The organism is Niameybacter massiliensis, from assembly GCF_001282685.1.
Classification (GTDB): Bacteria; Bacillota; Clostridia; order Lachnospirales; family Cellulosilyticaceae; genus Holtiella; species Holtiella tumoricola.
The window spans coordinates 1,169,981-1,190,580 of the sequence record NZ_LN875035.1 but is presented as its reverse complement, the minus strand read 5'-3'; the positions used below and the strand labels follow the sequence as shown (position 1 = coordinate 1,190,580).

The following is a 20,600-nucleotide window of genomic DNA, read 5'->3' as shown; positions in this document are numbered from 1 at the left end:
AATAGTAAGGTAGAGAGATAGCGATATGTTTGGAAATAAAATAAAAAGACAAATTAAAATTCAAATTGAAACACAAATAAATGACTTAAAGCTTTACTTAGAAAATAATTATAAAGATTTAGCCATTGAAGCAAGAAAAGAGGCAATTAGCCTGATAGAAGAACATTATAAAAAAGGTAATCTAAAAGAAAAAGATTATATGAAATATCAAAAGATATTAGGTGAATACACAGAACTTATGAAAGACTATAATCACCAACAATTTTATAGAACTTAAAGGTTACACATATTTCCCTTTTATGTAGCCATATATATATAGAAGAAGAGAGGCAAATTAAAGGGGGAATGTTATTGGAAGTTATTTCAGTTGTTAATTATAAAGGTGGTGTGGGAAAAACAAGTGTTGTAGCTAATCTTACTGTAGGATTAGCTATGAAAGGCTATAGGGTGTTAGTAATAGATTTGGATCCACAAGCTAGCCTTACATTTTCATTTGTTTCGGTATCTGAATGGGCTAATAAGTATAAGGAGCAGCGTACAATTAAGAATTGGTATGATAATTATTTGAATAGCAAATATATGTCTTTTAAAAATCTTTTTATAAGAGATTTGGAAGTAAATAAGTACTTAAAAGTACCGGTAACGATTGTTTCTTCACATACAGATTTATTTAAGGTAGAAATTGAACTAGCACAAGGGCTGTTAGGTAGAAATAGAAGGAAAGAAGCTGGTAATAAGCTTGCAACATTATATTTGCTAGATGATGGGTTGGAATCGCTGAAGAAAGAATTTGATATTATTCTTATTGACTGTCAGCCTAGTTTTGGAATTATTACTCAAAGTGCTATTGTGGCAAGTGATTATTATTTAGTACCAACTAGGCTAGATCATTTGTCTAGTTTGGGAGGACTTACATTAAAAGGGCATATAGAAGAATTAATAAAAGAGTCCAATAAGAATATTGCTTACTTTAATTTACCATATCATCCAGTTAAGACTCTGTTGATGGGGACGGTAGCAACAATGGTACAAAGTAATGGGGATGAGTTAATTACTGTGAATAGACAGTATGAAAAGAGTATTAAGGAACAAGGATTAAAGTATTTTAAGACACGTATACGTTTTAACCAAACGGTTATGGGGCAAGAGAGTAAAATTCCTGTTATTCTAAGAGAAAAAACAATGTCTGTAGAAAAGAAACTTGCTGATGAGTTTAAGGATTTAGTTAACGAAGTAATTGAACGTATGGGGGATCTATCATGTCAATAAGTCATCAAGAGACACTACAAGGGTGTCGAATGGCACTTGAATTTATAGAAGGCTTAGATGAGACTACTTTCAAAAGGTGGTTAGCAGGAGAGTATATACTTACATTACAACCGAGCTTATCAGCTAAAAAGGTAAAAAAAGAAAATAAAAAAGAAATTATTTGGCAAGAAACGTATAAATCTTACGAGCAAAAACTAAAGATAATGGATTCTTATGAAGAAGCAATTGAGTACTTGCAAAGTTTAAAGTTTAATAAACAGCAACTCAAAGATTTAGGAAATGCATGGAGTATTTACATACAAAGTCGAGATACTAAAGAGAAAATTATATATAAGATAGTTGAAGAAGTAGTAGGAAATAAGCTGAAAATACAAGTACTAGGCAATAAAGGAAAATAAATCTAGAAGTGTGGAAGAAGCTGAAAATTAAGCTTCTAAGTATATTTAAGTAAAGAAAAGTAAGAAAGTCCTATGAAGTAAATACTTTGTTGGTATATTTGCTCATAGGACTTTCTTATATTATAGAAGGTTGATGCTGCTATAATATCTAAGTATGAGTAGGCGGGTGAACGTTGCTAAGAAAACAAAGGATGTGTATACTCAGACTAAGAGAACAAGTAGAACTCTTGTGTAGAAAGGAAAATATATGAACAAGAATAATACTATACTAGTAGCAGATGATGATCAGGAAATTAGAGAAATTCTTAATATACTATTAGCGGGTGAGGGATTCGATGTCATCGTAGCATGTGATGGCATAGAGGCAGTGGAAAAGGCAGATAAAAATATTAATCTCATTATTTTAGATGTAAGTATGCCACGTAAATCAGGATTTATTGCAGCTTCAGAAATACGTAAAAAAACGTTTGCACCTATCTTATTCTTAACAGCCCACTCCCAAGAATCAGATAAAACAATGGGGTTTTCAGCAGGCGGTGATGATTATATCACGAAGCCATTTTCTAATTCGGAACTACTCTTAAGAGTAAAAGCATTACTCAGACGTTATTATATTTACCAACCACAAGTTGAAATGAATCATTCTCAGATTCAAATAGAGGATTTAGAAGTTAATGTGGATACAGAATCTGTTTTGATAAGTGGACAACCTATTATACTGACCCATACAGAATATAAAATTCTAGAACTACTTATTACCCATCGTAAAAAAATCTTCTCGATAGATAATATTTTTGCAAGTGTATGGGGGGAAGATGCAGTAGGAGATAATGCTGTGATGGTTCATATTAAAAATTTAAGGAAGAAAATAGAAAAGGATAATAGAAATCCAAGATATATTAAAACAGCATGGGGAAAGGGGTATTATATTGATTAAAAAATATAAAATACCAAAGCTATCGTTAATGTTTGTAGGTCATATAGTATTGTCCTTAATCATTGCTCTTTTTTCTTTTGGATTTTTGTACAATATGTCTTATTCAATCGTTACAAAGATACAGCTTTATGGATTTTATGGGGAGCAAATTGAGGTTAATGATAATATTTTGAGTGTCATAGATGGTGTAAGTTTTATAGGAGCAATTATAGTATTTCTTGGTATTGTCCTATTTTTGATAGGACAAAGATTTGCTTATATTTTAGAAATTAATACAGCTATACAAAAGCTAGAAGGTGGAGATTTATCTTACAGAATAGATGTAACAGGAGAGGATGAAATATCAGATCTTGCCAATAGTCTTAATCATTTAGCACAGACATTAGAGAGTTATATGCAAAAAGAAGAAGAGTTGAAAAAGGAAAGGATAGAGTTGATACAGTCACTTTCTCATGATATAAGAACACCACTTACTGCAATTATTTCATATTCTGATTTTATTCAACATAAAAGATATGATAGCACAGAAAAACTAGAAGATTATATAGGGATTATTCAAAGTAAGGCGTTTCAAATAAAGGAACTGATTGAGTTATTATTTGATACAGATAGGTCTACAGGTGTATTAGTTACAGAGGAAGTTTTCGATGGACATCTATTAGTAGAACAACTTATACAAGAATATGAAGATATTTTAGAAGATGAGGGATTCAAAGTGGAAGTGATGCTCGAGTCATTAGGTGAATTTAAGACTAGGCTTCATCCACAAGATATGGTACGGATATTTGATAATTTAAGTTCGAACATTATAAAATACGCTGAATCGACCAAGTCAATAGAGTTAGTTGTGAGAAGGAAGAATGATATCTTAGAGTTAATAGAGAAAAATACGATACGCATTGATCCGAATAAGACTATAGAAAGTCATGGAATAGGCCTTAGAAATATAAAACAGTTGGCTAAGAAGTATAGAGGAACAGTGAGTATTGTAGAAGAAGAGGGTATTTATGAAATAGCCATAGCATTACACCTGTAGTCTTCAGAATTCTTCAGAATTAGATAGGGGAAAAATACAGAAGTTTTTCCTATAATGAATCCATCATTAATAAAGATTAGGAGTGATTATTATGGAATTATTACTTATTATGTTTACAGCATTAGCTGTTGTATCAGGTTTATGTATTACTTTTTTATTTCTTTCAAAAAAAACAAAAGTACAAAATATCTTTTTCTATATTGTAGCAGTATTGGGTATGTTTATTGCTTTTATTAGTGCAACTAGCTTACCAAGTAATTATACTATAGAGATTATTATAAGTTGGGTATTTGGAATTTTAGCTGTTGCTGGGATTATTTTAAAAGTGAAAAGTCCACAAAAAGATAAAATAGCTAAATATCTTGTTACAGTATCTGTAATTTTAGGATTACTAAAATTATTTTTCTTTTAAAATTGCTATAATATACAAATAAAAAGCATTAAAAAGGGTCAATATAATATTATAGCTTAATAATTTGGTTGTTATAAGATTAACCTAATCTCTTAAAATGTCAACTTATGTTGGATAAAGAGATTAGGTTATTTATTTTATGGTAAGAGTTGGATATAATAAAAGAAATAAGAGAGTAGGGGGCCCTGATGAATAAACTAAAGACAATGATTGTGGTAGTACTTGTATGCTTGATGCTACCGATAGCTTTATATGCAAATGAAGAGAAACCAGTGGCATTATTTAGCTTTGAAAAAGAATCATATCAAGTTGATGAACCGATTAAAGTAAAAGAAGGGAGCTACAGTCCAAAAGGACTGAAGATTACACAAAAAGAGTGGAAACGGATTGTAGATGGAGAATATAAAAAAGCAAATAATATTTCAACATTATTAAAGAATGTTCAACCAGGAATCATAGAAGTCTTTCTTCGAGCAAAGGACGCTGAAGGAACTTGGAGTGAATGGATAAGCCGCAAAATTGAAGTTAAAGAAACACAAGTATTAGAAATTACGGATTTTAAACTGGAACAAACCCTTTATGATATTGGTGAAAAGTTAAATTTTGTATTTGAACTGAATAATCCTAATGATTTAACCATTAAAAGTCAAAGATGGCGTTATAAAAACGTAACTACAGGTGGAAGCCTTGTAATGAGTAAACCTAGATATTTTAATAAGGCAGGAACTTATGAAATAAGCTTAGAAATTCAAGATGAATGGGGAAATTGGTCCAATAAAGCTAGTTGTACAGTAGAAGTAAGTAATGAAATGATTAAACGAAACGGAAGTTACCTCTTTAATAGAGGGAAGCCAGGAGACCTTATCGAAGATTATATAGACAAAGACTATAATACCTTTGACGTGTTAGAAGATATAGAGGTTCAAGACGTACCTGGGACTTTAATTGTAAGTAATTCCCCTGAGGTGGTATCTAGTAGCGGTATCCTTTACCAAGATGTAAGTAAAGGTATTGGACGTTTAGTGGTTCACCACTTAAATAATACATCTGTAACCAAAAAGTTAATCGTAGTTGCAACAACAAATGGGGATCAACCTGTTGAAGTAAAAGTGAAAGACTACGCTATTCAACAACCTCATAAAAATATATTGAAGATGGGACAAGAAGCAGTGAAACAATTCTTTGTAGGGAACAAAGAAGAAGTTTATACAGTTAAGCCAGGAGAACTAACTTGTATTTATGATAGCTCCACCATTAAAGGATGGGAAAAGGATGAAGTTATATCCGGAACCTTTGACTTTGAGAGTGACGAGGAAGTGGTTTGGACAGTATATACGGTAGACGTAGCAACGCCTATAGAATATGTTTCTATGCTAAAACCTTTAGAACGAGATGGCCATATTAGAGGTACTTTTGATGTAATTGAGAGAAATTATACTGTAAATATAAAAGACCTAGATACCTATGGAAAAATTGTTCTAGGAGGACAAGCTGATGAGTGGCTAGCTGGATACGATGCCTTAACAGGAGAAACGACCCTTAATCGTGGAAATTATGGCTTACCAATTAAAATTCAGTTAACCTCGTCAGAGGATATGGGGATTATCCTAAATGCAAGAGGTGGGGGGTATTTAGGAAGTATTAAGTGGAATACAGAGACTATTTTTGATGTACCCAATGAAGAGGTATTAAATAGTAAAAAAGTAGCAGCATTAATTGGCAAGGCTAAAGCTAATAAATCTGTTGAATGGACCTATATGCTTCCCAATGGGTCTGCTGCTCCAGTATTATTTGGTTTTATTCCATCACATTTATGGGAATAAAAAAATAGGCATACATTTTCAATTTCCTTATTATAAATAGAATAACTAGATTTTTTATACAAGCCTTAAAAAAACATTCTAGGGGGAAAAGAAAATGAAGAAAGTGTATTTTTGTAACGTATGTAGAAAAGTTTTTCATGAAGAAAATGCTTGCACATGTGAGGCCAATGACATTAAACAAGTGAAACTGGGGACACCTGTAAATGTGATAGGTACAAAATTAAAAGGTAAAGTGTATAGAATTAAAAATGATGTTTTAGAATTAGTGATTACAAGTAGCAAAGATCGTTATATTAAGCCATGTAAGCTTGAAGATGTAAGGAAAATTATATAGGTATAAGTATTCATATCCCTTTTAAATAAATCTTGGTTGAGCAGTTTATCAACCAAGATTTATTTGTTTAGTCATGTAGATTAAAGTGAGGATGTGAAAAAGTGTTGGAAATATTACGTAGGCAATGGTATGCTAAATTCATAAAGAATGGTAGAAGAGGTTAGTAAGATGACTATTCAGATGATAATTTTCTTTATTATGATTTTAGAAGGATTAAATTTAACAGGGATTCCGGCAATAGTTATACTCCCTACGGTAGGAATTATGGCAGCAGAAGGAAATATAAAGCTTATAAGTATATTGTTCATTACTATTCTAGGAAGTATTCTAGGAAACATTACATATTATTTAGTGGTAATTATGATTGGACCTAAGATATATGATGTACTTTATAAAAAGTTTAAGGGACTTAGGAAGTCATTGGATAAAGCCAATGTATTAGTCTCTCAATATGGAAATAGGGCATGCTGCATAGGGAGAGTTATTCCAGGTGCAAGAACTGTTATTTCATTAATGGCGGGTACATTTAGAGTTAACTTTGCAGCGTTTGTATGCTATTCAACATTAGGTATTATTTTATGGAATGGGGTACTTGTATTAGCTGGATATATCCTAACTGTTATGAGCTAAGTAGTAGTTTCACAAAGAGCATAGATAGAGAAAAATCGTGGTTATCAGATAGATAACTACGATTTTTTGTTTTAGAGAACAAAAATGAGATATTTTACCTTGAATGTGGACATATTAAGTAGAAATTGATTGTAACATATGATAAAGGTAAGGAGTAAAATGTATGAATCAAGTTGATTGGCTAGATGTGGGATTGACCTTTATAGGCGGTTTGGGCCTATTTCTCTTTGGTATGGAGTATATGGGAGAGGGGTTACAAAAAGCTGCTGGGCCTAAAATGAAAAAGTTATTAAGTATTTTAACAAGTAACCGCTTCTTAGGCGTATTAGTAGGCGCTGGAGTAACAGCACTAATTCAAAGTTCATCAGCTACAACAGTTATGGTTGTTGGATTTGTTAATGCAGGTCTTATGTCTCTAAAACAAGCTGTAGGCGTTATTATGGGAGCGAATATAGGAACAACAATTACAGCATGGATCGTTTCATTAGGAGAATGGACAAAGTTCTTAAAACCATCGGTAATTGCACCACTATGCATTGCTATAGGTGTAGGACTTCTGATGTTTGCAAGAGAAGATAAAATTAAACATATAGGAGAAATACTATTTGGTTTTGGGGCACTATTTTTAGGTTTAGATTCTATGAGTGCTGCGGCTAAACCACTTCGTGAGCTAGAAGAAGTCAAGAACATGTTTGTTGTCATTGGACATAACCCTATTTTAGGTATTTTAGTAGGTGCTGGTGTTACAGCAATTATTCAAAGTTCATCAGCTTCAGTAGGTATTTTACAGGCATTGGCTTTAGCAGGTCTTGTACCTTGGAGTTCAGCTATTTATATTATACTTGGTCAAAATATAGGAACATGTATTACAGCTATTTTATCTAGTATAGGTGCAACCTTAAATGCAAAAAGAGCAGCAGCTATCCACTTTATTTTCAATTTTTTAGGCTCTGTTATCTTTGGTATTATTGCTGTTGTACTATTTAAATTTGTTGTTCCAGGTCTTGGGAACCGTATTATTACGGTAACAGAAATCAGTGTTGTTCATACTATCTTTAACGTAGTAAATACTATTGTACTTTTCCCATTTGCAGGTACACTTGTATATCTTGCAGAACATCTTGTTAAAGGAAAAGGAGAAGCTAAGCCAGGAGAATTACAACATTTAGATGAACGTATGTTTGAAACTCCTGCATTTGCCTTAGAAAATGCCATTAAGGAAGTTGTGCATATGGGTGAACTTGCACAACACAATGTGAAAATAGCTATTCAAGCCTTATTTGAAAAAATGCTGATAAGATGGAACAAGTTTTTGCTAAAGAAAGAGAAATTAATGAATTACAAAAAGGAATTAATCAATATTTAGTTAAACTAAGTAACGTTTCCCTTTCAGAAGAGGAATCTTTAAGTGTTACAAATCTTTTTCATATTATAAGTGATATTGAAAGAGTGGGAGATCATGCGGATAATATTGCAGAGCTTGCTCAAGATTTAATAGATAGTGATTCTACGTTTACAGAAGATGCAAAAAAAGAACTTATCATGATTACCCAGACAGGATTGAAGTGTTTAGAATCTGCTATCAAAGCATATGCATCAGGAGATTCTGGTTTAGCGGAAAAAGCATTAGGATTAGAAGATCAAGTAGATGATATGGAAAAAACTATGCGTTCTACCCATATCAAACGCTTAGTTCAGAATACATGTGATCCTACAGCAGGTATTGTATTTATAGATACCATTAGTAATATGGAACGTATTTCAGACCATGCTATTAATATTGCACAAGTCGTATTAGCGAAATAAATATTTGGTTAGGTGTGAGGGCATGTAGGCAAGCTTATTGTATTCCAACTTCTAGTCCTCGCCTTTTAAGAGAGGCTAAGTTCATTTCATCAAACTAACGGTCAAAACTCAGAAAAGAAGTGCACTTTTCTTCAAACATTTCCCTAAAACCAGTTTGATTCTACTCACTAAGCCTCTCTAAAAAGTCTGCGGAGAAAGTTTCCATACAATAACTGACCTTACAGCCCATCACATTATAGACCCTTCCGGTAGAGAGACAGCTAAACTACATGATCCATTTTCTAAACATCCTTCATGTGAAAGTGCCTAATCATTTCCGAGTTTAGATCAAAAGTACTATTAATTCTACAAAGTGTATCTTACTTAACTCAGTAACAAAAGACATTGAGACATGCAAGGCTTCACAGTAGCTTTGCTAACGCTCACCTTTTAGGATAGGTTGAGCTCAGAAACAAACTAGAAAGAAACCTTATCAAATACTTGGAAGTTTTCTTTCCAAAGAAGAGATGTTTTCTCTTCTTTCCTCTCCAGGGCGTGTCACTAGAAGTGAAAACTTACCTAACTGAGTAGAAGAGGGCGGTGATGCGTGGGTGACCTCCATGGAGCTTTTTTCGAGGATGGATTTAGAATATAAGCTACATGCAGTTTAGTAATCTCTCTGCCGGCGCAGTCCACAAAGTGAGGGAGGCATATTCGTAAACTTGATTCAGTGAGCTGGCTAGGTGCGTTCTTCGGAACCTGCCTACGTAGCTTTCAGATAAGAAATGTTCGAAATAAAAAAATAATGATTTTAGGTGTGCTGTTTGAGCGTAGCGAGTTCACACCGTTATTATTTTTGAATGAATTACATTTCTCTGAAAGCGGAGTGTAGCAGGTGGAGGAGAATCCACCTAGCCAACTCACGTAAGTAGACTAAATATAAGCACCCCCTCACTTAAACAAATATTTATTTGTAGCACTAACTGCCCTTACTAACGTTCAGAAGGATCAATCAAAAACCATTCCGTAGGTACTTGGCGTCTATACTCAGAAGGAGAGACGCTTTTATATTTTTTAAAGATTTTAGAGAATTGAAATTGGTTGTGATAGCCTACTTCGGTGGCAATAGTATAGACATCTAGCCCTGTTTCAAGTAACAGCTTACAGGCTTTATTCATACGTAATTCCATAAGAAATTGCTTCGGGGATTTCCCGATATATTCGTGAAAAAGTTTATTAAGGTAAGTACGATTGATTTTAATATGATCTGCGACATCCTGAACAGTTATAGCAGTATGGAAGTTATTCTCACAAAAGAGCATAGCTTGTTCGATATATGCTTGTTGGGCCTTGCCTAGGGTAGGTATAGGCGGTGTAGTGTCATTATTATCAACTAATAAGTACATAAATTCATAAAGGTTAGAGTTAAGAAGGATGTCATTATTACGTCCAAGAGTTAGATTTTTGACTGTTTGACTAAGACAACGTTCTAGCGCATCTCCTTTATGATAAGTAAAAATAGGTGAATGAGAAGAAAGATTTGCACGGTCTAGATATTCCTTAGCCTTACTCCCTACAAAACCAATCCACATATATTCCCAAGGTTCTTCGGAATCTGATTCATAAGTAGTAAGAATATCAGGTTCTATGAGAAAACCTTGACCAGGGCCTACACAATAGATTTGATTGTTAATCTCAAAAGTGCCTTTTCCACTAACGACATAGTGGATAATATAGTGATAGCGTGGTATAGGACCAATGCGCATAGAAGGTGGACATTTTTCATGGCCACAGGTATAAAGATTTAAATCAATGTTATAACGTTTTTTATTTAAAAAGTCTATTTTATTGGTACTCATTTTATGTCCGTCCTTAATCAATCTATTAATAGTATGATAAAGGATTCTGCAAAATAATACAAATGTATATAGGAAGGCTACAAAAAGAAATGTGCTCCTAGTAAGAGATAGATTAAGATAAGGGAGAGAGAAGTAAAAAAATAGGAGTATAAAAACATGACAAGAATAATTCAAAACTTAAATAATGATTGGTCATTCCAACTTGGGAGTGAAGAGAGACAAACAAAAAAAGTGCATTTACCTCATACAGTAGAACTTACACCTGCTATTTCAAGCGGTTGTATTAATTATCAAGGTTTATGTACTTACTATAAAGAAATGATGATGCCACTTGAGCTTCAGTATAAAAAAGTGATTATTGAATTTGATGGGGCAATGGGTGTAAGTAAACTCTATATTAATGGAGAACTTGTTAAAACACATTACTGTGGTTATACACCACTTGTTCAAAATATTACAGCATATATTAAGTGGGGAGAAATCAACGAAATCAAAGTTGAACTGGATAATTCAGATAATGAAGATGTACCACCAGGTAGACCACAAGGTACATTAGATTTTACTTATGATGGTGGATTATATAGAGAAGCAAGACTTTACTTTGTAGAGCCATTACACATTACTCATGCATTACTTGCAAATGAAGTGGCAGGGGGTGGAATCTTTGTATCTTACAAAGATGTAACACATGAAAGTGCTCTTGTAAATGTAAAAACACATGTACAGAATGAAACACAAGAAGAAAAAAACTTTGAAATAGAGCAACAGATTATTGATATAAGAGGTACATGCATTTCTAGTACTAAATCTTGTGTGACTTTAAAAAATGATAAAGCACAGCACTTTGAACAAGAATTAAAAGTAGAACATCCCGAGCTTTGGAGCCCAGAGACACCCTATTTATATGAGCTTGTAACTACAGTACGTTGTGAGGGTGTAGTATATGATGAAATAACTACTAAGATTGGGATTAGAACATTTAAATTTACATATGATCAAGGTATTATTTTTAATGGAGTTTCAAGGAGAATCTCAGGAGCTAACTATCATCATACACATGTTTATATTGGAAATGCACTTCCAGAGAGTGTACTTCGACGTGATGCTTTAAAGTTACGTCAAGCTGGATTTAAAAATATTCGTTCACATTATCCTTTGACACCAGCATTTGTTGATGCATGTAATGAATATGGTCTTACACTTATTGTAAGTGCACCAGGGTGGCAATGGTTCAAAGAAGGAATCTTTGCACAACGTGCACAAGCCAATGTGCGGGATATGATTAGATGGCAACGTAATAATCCATGTATTATTATTTGGGAGCCAATGTTGAATGAAAGTTTTATGTCAGAAGATTTTAAGCAGGCACTTCAACATATTGTGCATGAAGAATATCCATATGAGGATTGTTATACAGCATCTGATAATGGTCCAACAGATATTCAATACAAAGAGTTTGATGAAAATATGTTAGATCCTGAAGGGGATGAATATGAGTTAAGCAATAAGGAACATGTACCAGTATGGGTAAGAGAGTATAATGATAGACCAGATGATTGGGATAATCAAAGTTGTGCATGGCGTACACCAAGAGGATGGGGAGAAGAAGGCATGCTAAGAGCAGTTGATCGTTCTATAGGGCTAGATCCTCAATGTCGTAGACAAAACTACGTGAATATGGTCAATGATGATAAAATTTGTGGATATGGTGTGTGGCCAGGTATAGAGCATAATCGTGGCTACCAAGTTACACCTTGCTGGGGTGGAACACTTGATTTATACCGTGTACCGAAGTTTACCTATTACTTCTACCAAAGTCAACAAGATATTGAAGAAGCAGGTGTAGTACTCTTTATTGCAAATTATTGGTCAGAGATTAGTTCTAACGATGTAACAGTATACTCTAATGCTGAACGTGTACGCTTATACCATAATGATGAATTAGTAGAAGAAATTGGTCCAGATGAAGTAGCAGTAAAACATCCACCATTTACTTTCAAAAACGTGAGAAATTGCTATAAACAACGTGAACGTTCTACAATCCGTGTTGAAGCATTAGTGGATGGAGAAGTTGTAGCAACTGCCACAAGAAAATCTCCAGGGGTTCAAAGAAAATTACAATTAGAAGCGGACTTTATGGATATTCCACTTCGTGCAGATGGCTCTGACCTTGTTATGGTATATTGTAAAGTAGTGGATGATGCAGGTAACGTAGTACCAATGACAGCAGACCAATATCCTATCCGTTTCACTGTAGAAGGAGAAGGTGAAATTGTAGGAGATGATACAATAGGTGCAAATCCTATTCGTCCAGAAGGGGGAATTGCTGGGGTGTTTGTACGTTCAACTACAAAACCAGGTATGATTAAAGTAAAGGCCCAGATGCACTGGAAACAAAATGCATCTTGTGCGATTAAACCAGATGAGATTATCTTTGAATCTTTTGCAAAATAACTTGACGTTGGAGTGACTCGAGGGTTTATCCTGGTGATAAGGAGTGAGAACTATGAGTCTAGCAATTAGAAAAGTTGATAGTAGTAACTACGAAGAAATTTTAGAGTTAAGAGTAGCAAAAGGACAAGAAAGTTTTATTGAAACAACCAAAGAATGTCTTAAAGAAGCCAGTGAAGATTCTAGATGGGAACCAGTTGGGATATATGATGGAGATGTGCCTATTGGGTTTGCAATGTATGGATTATTTTTGCAAGAAGGCAAATGGGGCAGAGTATGGCTAGATAGATTTTTAATCTCAGGCGATTACCAAAGAAGAGGATATGGGGAAGCAAGCGTAAAATTATTATTACATCATCTCTATAAAAAGTATGAATATGATGAAATTTATTTAAGTGTTTACGATACCAATAAAGGTGCCATTGATTTATATCAAAAACTTGGATTTTATTTTAATGGGGAATTGGATATTAACCAAGAGAAGGTCATGGTTATAAATTATAAAGAAGAAATTTAGTAAAGAGGCTGCTATAAGTAGCCTCTTTTATATGGGGAAGCGTATAGCAAGTGACTACATATTTTAAATTATATAAAAATAGGATATAATGACAATAATAATAAGGGGAGTCAAAGAAGAAAGAAGAGGAAAATGATGAGACACAAAAGAAAACTACTTACAACAATGATTTTATGTATGAGTACATTACTTGTAGGGTGTGGAAGCCCTGCATCAAGCAAAGCACCAACAGGACAGGTGCAAGCAATGAAAAGTAACCCTATTGTTACAATGACAGTTAAAGATTATGGTACGGTAACATTAGAACTCTATCCAGAAAAAGCACCTAATACAGTTAACAACTTTGTAACTTTAGCAAACAGCGGCTTTTATGATGGACTTACTTTCCACCGTATTATTGAAGGGTTTATGATTCAAGGTGGAGATCCACAAGGTGTAGGAACAGGTGGACCAGGATATAGTATTCCGGGAGAATTCTCAGGAAATGGACATGAGGGAAATGATCTTCAACATACAAAGGGTGTTATTTCTATGGCAAGAAGTATGCAACCTGATTCAGCAGGGAGCCAGTTCTTTATTATGTCAGCTGACAATGCAGGTTTAGATGGGCAATATGCAGCATTTGGAGAAGTAACTTCAGGAATTGAAGTGATTGAAGCATTAGAAAAAGTACAAACAGATTCAAATGATAAACCAGTGGAACCAGTAGTGATTGAAAGTATTACTGTAGATACAAATGGTGAAGAAGTGCCTGCTGTTGTAAAAGTAGGAGAATAGGAAGATAAGAGTGGACTAGTGTAAATATGCTAGTCCTATTTTATTTAGGTTTTGCTATTATATTTTTCATGATAATATATACTTAAGTAAAAAATACACACATTAGAATTTAACTTAGTGGAAGTAATGAGTTAGATAAAAGTGTAGAGTATGATAAGGAGTAATATACAAATGAAAAATTCAACAAAACAATTAGTGACATCAGGAATATTTGTAGCGATTGGTCTTATATTGCCTATGGTGTTTCATGGGATGGGAGGAGCAGGACCGGTATTCTTACCTATGCATATACCAGTTATTATGGCAGGGTTCTTTCTAAGTGCTCCCTATGCTTTACTCGTAGGAATTGTAACGCCTATATTAAGTGCACTACTCACAGGTATGCCACCTATGTTTCCGGTATTACCTTATATGCTAGTGGAGCTTGCAATATATGGAGTGGTTACAAGTTTACTCTCTAGAAAGTATAAGTTAAATGTATATGTTTCTTTAATAGGTGCAATGATTTGTGGCCGTATAGCATCAGGAATGATGGTATGGATTCTTGCCACATTCTTTATGGTTGGATTACCTAGTCCTTTCCTTTTCATAAAAGGCGCTGTTGTAACAGGTATACCAGGTATTCTCATTCAACTCGTATTTATTCCACTTGTAGTAATGGGTGTAAATAAGCATACAGCTGTTCATAGAATGGATAAAACGATATAGAAGAAAGCGTAGTAAGTTTAAAGCATAGCAAAATATATAAATTTAAATAAGAGATAGCAGGGGGCATAATATGGAAGCAACATCAAAAGCATTTTTAGAACAATTAATTACAACACCTTCTCCATCAGGAGATGAAGTAGCCGTTCAAAGAGTATGGATGGACTATGTAAAAGGTTTTGCACATCAAATAGAAACAGATATGATAGGTAATGTGATGGCATCTGTAAATCCAGATAACCCTTTTAAGATAATGTTAGCTGGTCACTGTGACGAGATTGCCTTTATGGTAAGTTATATTGATTCAAATGGTTATATTTATGTAACTAAAGCAGGTGGCATTAATCCTAAAGTAGCATTAGGGATGACTGTAAAAGTATTAGGGCATGAGGGGACACTTAAAGGAATCGTAGGGGTGAAGCCTCAACATAAAGGTGGACCTAAAGATAAGATTGAGGTAAGTGACTTATACATAGATTGTGGTGCCAATACGAAAGAAGAAGTAGAAAAGTTTGTAATGATTGGTGATTATGTTATTTACGATACAAACTATGAGTATTTATTAAATGACAAGATTGTAGGACGTGGTTTAGATAATAGAACAGGTGCTTTTATTGTAGCGGAAGTTTTAAGGAGAATTGCAGATAAAGATCCTAAAGTTGCTGTTTATGCGGTAAGTACAGTTAATGAAGAAACCAATATGGGTGGTGCGTACTTTGCAGCAAGCCATATCAATCCAACGATGGCGATTGCTTGTGATGTATCATTTGCAACAGATCATCCAGATATGAGTCCTAAAGAGAGTGGCGAGATAGCACTTGGCAAAGGGCCTATTCTTTCAAAAGGTGCACCAATTAGTAAGAAGATTAATGGGTTACTTGAAAAAGTAGCTAAAGTCAATGAACTACCTATTCAATATGAGCTTACTCCAGGCTCAACAGGTACTGATGCAGACCGTATTAGATTAACTGGAAAAGGTGTGCCGGTGGCACTTGTATCACTTCCACTTAGATATATGCATGCACCATGTGAAGTTGCAAGTCTAAAAGATATTGAAACAGAGATTGAATTATTAGTACAAATGATTTTAAGTTTAGATGGAACAGAGAATTTAAAGCCTCTTGAGTAGGGTAAACACTATTTAAGAAGTAAGGAGATAGCTAAGAAAAGTTATAAATACAAGAGAGAGGGCGTATTGAGATGGCAAAACTAAGAAAAATGCTTGGAAGTGCGGATTCACCCTATATAGTATCTCTTATGAGATTAATTGAAACACAAAGTACAGTAACCCTTGCAACTTGGGGAATGGACTATGCCAAGGCCCATATACTTCCTATTTATAAAAAGGATTATCCTAATGATAATCGCCTAGCAAATGCATTTAATGCGGCTCAGGACTATCTTGATGGCAAGATCAAATTACATATTGCTAAGAAAATAATCAAAGAAGTGCAAGTTGCGGCAAAAGAAGCAGAAGCAAGTCCAGCATCTCAAGCGGCCGCTAGAGCTGTTGGTGCAGCAGCAGGGATTATTTATACACCAACTCATTCATTAGCGGTTGCATTTTATGGTTCGGCAGCTATTGCCTATAATGAAGTTGGAATAAATGAGTCAGCAGACACTTATGATCAGCTTGCAGCAAATGAATGTGCTAAAATGGAAGCAGCTCTATGTGAGATTGCCGCAAAAGACGAAAAAAATCCAGCCAAGATTAACTGGAATTGTTAATTAATAGAAATCCTGTTTAGTTAGAGACTTAAATCTAGTTAGACAGGATTTTTTTACGTAGAAACAATTTATTTTTAGAAAGAGCTTTTTAAGAGAAAGTTGAAATATAGTTTTAAACATGCTACTATAGCAAGGTAAATCTAGAATAAATCTCTAGGACTGGTTCGAGAACCTCCCAGTATAAAAAACTAAGGTAAACATATAGTGGCAGTATATTGTTAGACCCTTAGCATAAGAATATTGAGAGTAATTGAGCCCCTTTTGATGAAACATTTATCATTAAAGGGGCTTATTTGATTTAGAATACTCAAAATTTTTATGTGGTTCTCCTTAAACTATTTAATAAACTTAAGGAGGAAGAAAGTTATGGAAAGAAGAAAGGTAATTATTGATTGTGATCCAGGAATTGATGATGCATTAGCACTGATGCTGGCATTAAAGTCAGAAGAACTGGATGTAGTAGGTATCACGGTGTGCAGTGGCAACGTGCCTGCAAGGATGGGAGCAAAAAATGCCCTTAAAGTTTTAGAACTTTGTGAAAAGACACAGGTTCCTGTGTATGTAGGGGAAGAGGTTCCTCTAGAAAGGGAACTGGTAACAGCGCAAGATACACATGGAGAAGATGGACTAGGTGAGATGTTCTACAAGGGTGTAGAGGAATCATTTATTCATGAAGATGGTGTGCAGTTTATTTTAGATACGCTAAGAAAAGAAGAGAAGGTATCTATTATTGCACTAGGTCCACTTACAAATATTGCAAAGGCATTAATGCAAGATGAAGAAGCCTTTGGGTATTTGGATGAATTTATTTCAATGGGAGGTGCCTATAGGATTCATGGAAATTGTTCACCTGTCGCAGAGTTTAATTACTGGGTAGACCCGCATGCAGCAGATTATACTTATCAACATTTACCACGTAAAATCCATATGATTGGGTTAGATGTGACAAGAAAAATTGTTTTAACACCAAACTTAATAGAATTCATAAATCGTTTAGATGAAAAACTTGCAACCTTTATTACTGAGATTACAAGATTCTACATTGATTTTCATTGGCAACAAGAAGGTATCATTGGATGTGTTATCAATGACCCATTAGCCGTGGCCTATTTTATAGATAGAAACTTGTGCCAAGGTTTTGAAAGCTCAGTAGAAGTTGTAACGGAGGGCATTGCTGTAGGGCAATCTATTGTAGATAGTGAAAACTTCTATAAAAGGCAACCTAATGCCATCATTAATGTAAGCGTAGATGAAAAACAATTTATGAGTCTATTTCTAAAAAAACTTTTTGTAGGTTATGAAGGCCTTATAGACTCTATGGTAGGAGGACTATAAGATGAAGCAAAAAGTTGATGTGAGAAAAATAACTTTAGTTGGATTTGGGATAGCACTAAATATTGTGGGGGCTTTTGTAGCACTTACATTAAGATTGCCTATTTATATGGATTCCATTGGTACCATTATGGTAGCCTGCTTACTTGGACCTAAATATGCCATATTAACAGGACTTGGAGGAAGTATTGTAAGTGGTGTAACTTTCGATATCTATTCTTTATATTTTGCACCTGTACAGATTTCAACAGGGCTTATTGCAGGGTGGATGTTCCAGAAAGGTTACTTAAAAGGGAATAAAACACCACTTGGTGTACTTATTTTTACCTTACCAACTTCTATTATTAGTGCTATGATTGCAGCTGCAGTATTTGGAGGCGTTACGTCTTCAGGATCATCTTATATTGTACAAGTGTTAGGTGTAATTGGTGTACCAACCGTAGTAAGTGTATTTATTGTTCAGGTTATTACAGATTACATTGATAAATACGTTGGTGTATTATTAGTACTTGCTACAGTAAGGGTGTTACCAAGTTCATTAAAAAAGCTAGCAAATATAGGACAGCAAGAATCGCACGACGAAGGCTTATAAAGGAGACCGTATGGATCGTTATAGTGAAATAACCAACAAAAATCAAAGAGAGATTGTACTTTTAAAAGGATTTCCTTGTGTATGGGGCAAATGTAGTTTTTGTGATTACATAGAAGATAATGGGACACAAGAAGATGAGATGAATCGTCTTAATGAACAAGTCCTTGCCAACATTACAGGAAAATACAAAGTGTTAGAAGTGATTAACTCAGGAAGTTGTTTTGAACTTCCCAAAGCAACACTTTGGCGTATCCGTGAGATTATTAAGGAAAAAGGTATTGAAAAGCTTTTTTTAGAAAGTCATTGGTGTTATAAAAATAGATTACAAGAAATGAGAGATTTCTTTGGCATTCCTATTATCTTCAAAATAGGGGTTGAAACATTTGATTATACTTTTAGAAACGAATTTCTAAATAAAAATGCCAAATTCCAAGATTATAAAGAACTCAAGCAATATTTTGACTCACCTTGTATGATGGTAGGCATTAAGGGACAAGCCAAAGAAATGATAGAACGTGATATGGCAATAGTTGAAGCAAACTTTGACCATGCGACCGTTAACGTATATGTGAACAATACAACAGCCATCAAACGAGATGAAGAACTTGTAACATGGTTTGTAGAAAAGTATGCTTACTTAGACAAAGACCCAAGATTCGAAGTACTGTATAATAATACAGACTTTGGGGTAGGGGACTGAAGCAAACTTATTTTTAAATAGAGATATAGAAGGTCAGCCTTGAGAGACTATCTGATAGATAAAACTCAAAGGCTGACCTTTGTTTATCTGTGTTTTGTTTTCTTACATGTATACTTTTAGTATAAAAGTATATACTAACTTAAGAAAATTCCCTTAAATTGACAACGTTTCTCAAACTATATATAATGAGTTAGTTATAAAAATAACATATGTTATTTACAGAAATGACGGGGGTGAGGCGAATGGAAGACGTTTTATTCCAAAATGTTTCAAAGCAATATGATCAACATAATGAATATGCTTTAAAAGATTTTACTTTACAAGTGAATAATGGTGAACTTATTGTTATTGTTGGACCAAGTGGAAGTGGTAAGTCTACTTTACTAGAACTTATTTGCGGATTTGAGGATTTGACGCAGGGGGATATTTTGATAGAAGGTCAATCTATTAAGGATAAGCTTCCTAAAGATCGTAATGTGGCAATGGTTTTTCAAAACTATGCTTTACTACCTCATTTGAATGTGTACGATAACATTGCTTTTGGTATGCGTATTCGTAAAGAATCCAAAGAAAAGACTAAAGAAAAAGTAGAGTGGGCAGCAGAACTTTTAGAGCTTACACCTTACTTGAAAGTAAAACCTAAGAAATTATCAGGAGGACAAAGGCAAAGAGTTGCATTAGCACGGGCAATGGTAAGAGAACCTAAGCTTTTTCTAATGGATGAACCACTTTCTAACTTAGATGCTAAGTTAAGAGACACAATGGTACAAGAAATAAAGGCCTTACATGATACATTAGGTGTAACGATGCTGTACGTTACCCATGATCAAGTAGAAGCAATGACAATAGCAGATCGCATTGTTATTCTTAACGAAGGAAGTATACAACAAGTTGGAACACCAAAAGAAGTCTATCAAAATCCTAATAATCTTTTTGTAGCTCAATTTATAGGAAGACCTGCACTAAATATTTTTACATGTCAAAAGACTACAGAGGGCATTACATTAGAAAATGAGATTTCGATTTTGGCAGATGTAACCAATCTGTATGCAGGACAAACTTATTTATTGGGTATAAGAAGTGAACACATAGACTGTGTGACTGAAGGGGAGCATTTAGAAGCTACTCTTATAAAAATAGAGTATTTAGGAAGTGAATCTTTGCTTCATCTACAATATAAAAACTGTAAATTTACAGTAAAAGACTATAGTGATAGAAATTTTGAGATTGGTGAACAAGTTAGAGTCAAATTGAATGTGGCAAAGGCACATTATTTTGATAGAGTAACACAACAAAGGATAATGGAGGATTAAAT

Annotated in this window: 22 protein-coding genes and 1 riboswitch; of the genes, 21 read left to right on the top strand and 1 reads right to left on the bottom strand. The window is 34.2% G+C overall.

Annotated features, from left to right (window positions below):
* Nucleotides 1-25 precede the first annotated feature (25 nt).
* From BN2390_RS11220 to BN2390_RS22345, 11 genes are all read left to right on the top strand, one after another.
* Nucleotides 26-277: a hypothetical protein gene (locus BN2390_RS11220; RefSeq protein WP_053984439.1), complete on the top strand. Its 252-nt coding sequence runs from the start codon at nucleotides 26-28 to the stop codon at nucleotides 275-277.
* A 74-nt stretch (nucleotides 278-351) separates the two neighbouring features.
* Nucleotides 352-1,269 (top strand): ParA family protein, encoded by a 918-nt coding sequence (locus BN2390_RS11215; protein WP_053984438.1) that lies wholly within the window; start codon nucleotides 352-354, stop codon nucleotides 1,267-1,269.
* The gene (locus tag BN2390_RS11210; protein ID WP_053984437.1) at nucleotides 1,260-1,667 is read left to right on the top strand and encodes a hypothetical protein; all 408 of its coding nucleotides are present in this window, start codon (nucleotides 1,260-1,262) and stop codon (nucleotides 1,665-1,667) included. Before BN2390_RS11215 ends, BN2390_RS11210 begins: the two co-directional genes overlap by 10 nt.
* A gap of 247 nt (nucleotides 1,668-1,914) precedes the next feature.
* Entirely contained in the window at nucleotides 1,915-2,604 is a 690-nt protein-coding gene (locus BN2390_RS11205) for a response regulator transcription factor (protein WP_053984436.1), read from the top strand.
* Nucleotides 2,597-3,640, top strand: coding sequence for a HAMP domain-containing sensor histidine kinase (locus BN2390_RS11200; RefSeq protein ID WP_053984435.1), 1,044 nt, complete (start codon nucleotides 2,597-2,599; stop codon nucleotides 3,638-3,640). The genes BN2390_RS11205 and BN2390_RS11200 overlap by 8 nt, the downstream gene beginning before the upstream one ends.
* Nucleotides 3,641-3,731: 91 nt before the next feature.
* Nucleotides 3,732-4,052: a hypothetical protein gene (locus BN2390_RS11195; protein WP_053984434.1), complete on the top strand. Its 321-nt coding sequence runs from the start codon at nucleotides 3,732-3,734 to the stop codon at nucleotides 4,050-4,052.
* Nucleotides 4,053-4,240: 188 nt separating this feature from the next.
* Nucleotides 4,241-5,875, top strand: a complete 1,635-nt coding sequence (locus tag BN2390_RS11190; RefSeq protein WP_053984433.1) for a hypothetical protein — start codon at nucleotides 4,241-4,243, stop codon at nucleotides 5,873-5,875.
* Nucleotides 5,876-5,969: 94 nt separating this feature from the next.
* Nucleotides 5,970-6,209, top strand: coding sequence for a hypothetical protein (locus tag BN2390_RS11185; RefSeq protein ID WP_053984432.1), 240 nt, complete (start codon nucleotides 5,970-5,972; stop codon nucleotides 6,207-6,209).
* Nucleotides 6,210-6,377: 168 nt separating this feature from the next.
* Nucleotides 6,378-6,839: a DedA family protein gene (locus BN2390_RS11180; protein ID WP_053984431.1), complete on the top strand. Its 462-nt coding sequence runs from the start codon at nucleotides 6,378-6,380 to the stop codon at nucleotides 6,837-6,839.
* A 163-nt stretch (nucleotides 6,840-7,002) separates the two neighbouring features.
* The gene (locus BN2390_RS11175; RefSeq protein ID WP_330373751.1) at nucleotides 7,003-8,205 is read left to right on the top strand and encodes a Na/Pi cotransporter family protein; all 1,203 of its coding nucleotides are present in this window, start codon (nucleotides 7,003-7,005) and stop codon (nucleotides 8,203-8,205) included.
* Nucleotides 8,139-8,645, top strand: a complete 507-nt coding sequence (locus BN2390_RS22345; protein ID WP_330373750.1) for a PhoU domain-containing protein — start codon at nucleotides 8,139-8,141, stop codon at nucleotides 8,643-8,645. Before BN2390_RS11175 ends, BN2390_RS22345 begins: the two co-directional genes overlap by 67 nt.
* A gap of 971 nt (nucleotides 8,646-9,616) precedes the next feature.
* Here the strand turns inward: BN2390_RS22345 and BN2390_RS11170 are convergent.
* On the bottom strand, nucleotides 9,617-10,483 hold the full coding sequence (locus BN2390_RS11170) for an AraC family transcriptional regulator (RefSeq protein WP_053984430.1): 867 nt from the start codon (nucleotides 10,481-10,483) through the stop codon (nucleotides 9,617-9,619).
* 156 nt (nucleotides 10,484-10,639) lie between these two features.
* On the opposite strand from BN2390_RS11170, the gene BN2390_RS11165 reads away from it, so the two are divergent.
* The 10 genes from BN2390_RS11165 (at nucleotide 10,640) to BN2390_RS11120 (ending at nucleotide 20,598) form a co-directional block, all read left to right on the top strand.
* Nucleotides 10,640-12,937 (top strand): glycoside hydrolase family 2, encoded by a 2,298-nt coding sequence (locus BN2390_RS11165; RefSeq protein WP_053984429.1) that lies wholly within the window; start codon nucleotides 10,640-10,642, stop codon nucleotides 12,935-12,937.
* 52 nt (nucleotides 12,938-12,989) lie between these two features.
* Nucleotides 12,990-13,451: a GNAT family N-acetyltransferase gene (locus BN2390_RS11160; RefSeq protein WP_053984428.1), complete on the top strand. Its 462-nt coding sequence runs from the start codon at nucleotides 12,990-12,992 to the stop codon at nucleotides 13,449-13,451.
* 246 nt (nucleotides 13,452-13,697) lie between these two features.
* The gene (locus BN2390_RS11155; protein ID WP_334291894.1) at nucleotides 13,698-14,228 is read left to right on the top strand and encodes a peptidylprolyl isomerase; all 531 of its coding nucleotides are present in this window, start codon (nucleotides 13,698-13,700) and stop codon (nucleotides 14,226-14,228) included.
* A 171-nt stretch (nucleotides 14,229-14,399) separates the two neighbouring features.
* On the top strand, nucleotides 14,400-14,936 hold the full coding sequence (locus BN2390_RS11150) for an ECF transporter S component (protein ID WP_053984426.1): 537 nt from the start codon (nucleotides 14,400-14,402) through the stop codon (nucleotides 14,934-14,936).
* 70 nt (nucleotides 14,937-15,006) lie between these two features.
* Nucleotides 15,007-16,062, top strand: coding sequence for a M20/M25/M40 family metallo-hydrolase (locus BN2390_RS11145; RefSeq protein ID WP_053984425.1), 1,056 nt, complete (start codon nucleotides 15,007-15,009; stop codon nucleotides 16,060-16,062).
* A 71-nt stretch (nucleotides 16,063-16,133) separates the two neighbouring features.
* Nucleotides 16,134-16,661, top strand: a complete 528-nt coding sequence (locus BN2390_RS11140) for a putative immunity protein (RefSeq protein ID WP_053984424.1) — start codon at nucleotides 16,134-16,136, stop codon at nucleotides 16,659-16,661.
* A 153-nt stretch (nucleotides 16,662-16,814) separates the two neighbouring features.
* A riboswitch (PreQ1 riboswitch) is annotated at nucleotides 16,815-16,859 on the top strand.
* 168 nt (nucleotides 16,860-17,027) lie between these two features.
* Nucleotides 17,028-17,996 (top strand): nucleoside hydrolase, encoded by a 969-nt coding sequence (locus BN2390_RS11135; RefSeq protein WP_053984423.1) that lies wholly within the window; start codon nucleotides 17,028-17,030, stop codon nucleotides 17,994-17,996.
* Nucleotide 17,997: 1 nt separating this feature from the next.
* On the top strand, nucleotides 17,998-18,585 hold the full coding sequence (locus BN2390_RS11130; protein ID WP_053984422.1) for an ECF transporter S component: 588 nt from the start codon (nucleotides 17,998-18,000) through the stop codon (nucleotides 18,583-18,585).
* A 10-nt stretch (nucleotides 18,586-18,595) separates the two neighbouring features.
* Nucleotides 18,596-19,285, top strand: a complete 690-nt coding sequence (locus tag BN2390_RS11125) for a radical SAM protein (RefSeq protein ID WP_053984421.1) — start codon at nucleotides 18,596-18,598, stop codon at nucleotides 19,283-19,285.
* Nucleotides 19,286-19,527: 242 nt separating this feature from the next.
* Entirely contained in the window at nucleotides 19,528-20,598 is a 1,071-nt protein-coding gene (locus tag BN2390_RS11120) for an ABC transporter ATP-binding protein (protein WP_053984420.1), read from the top strand.
* The last annotated feature ends 2 nt before the right edge of the window (nucleotides 20,599-20,600 follow it).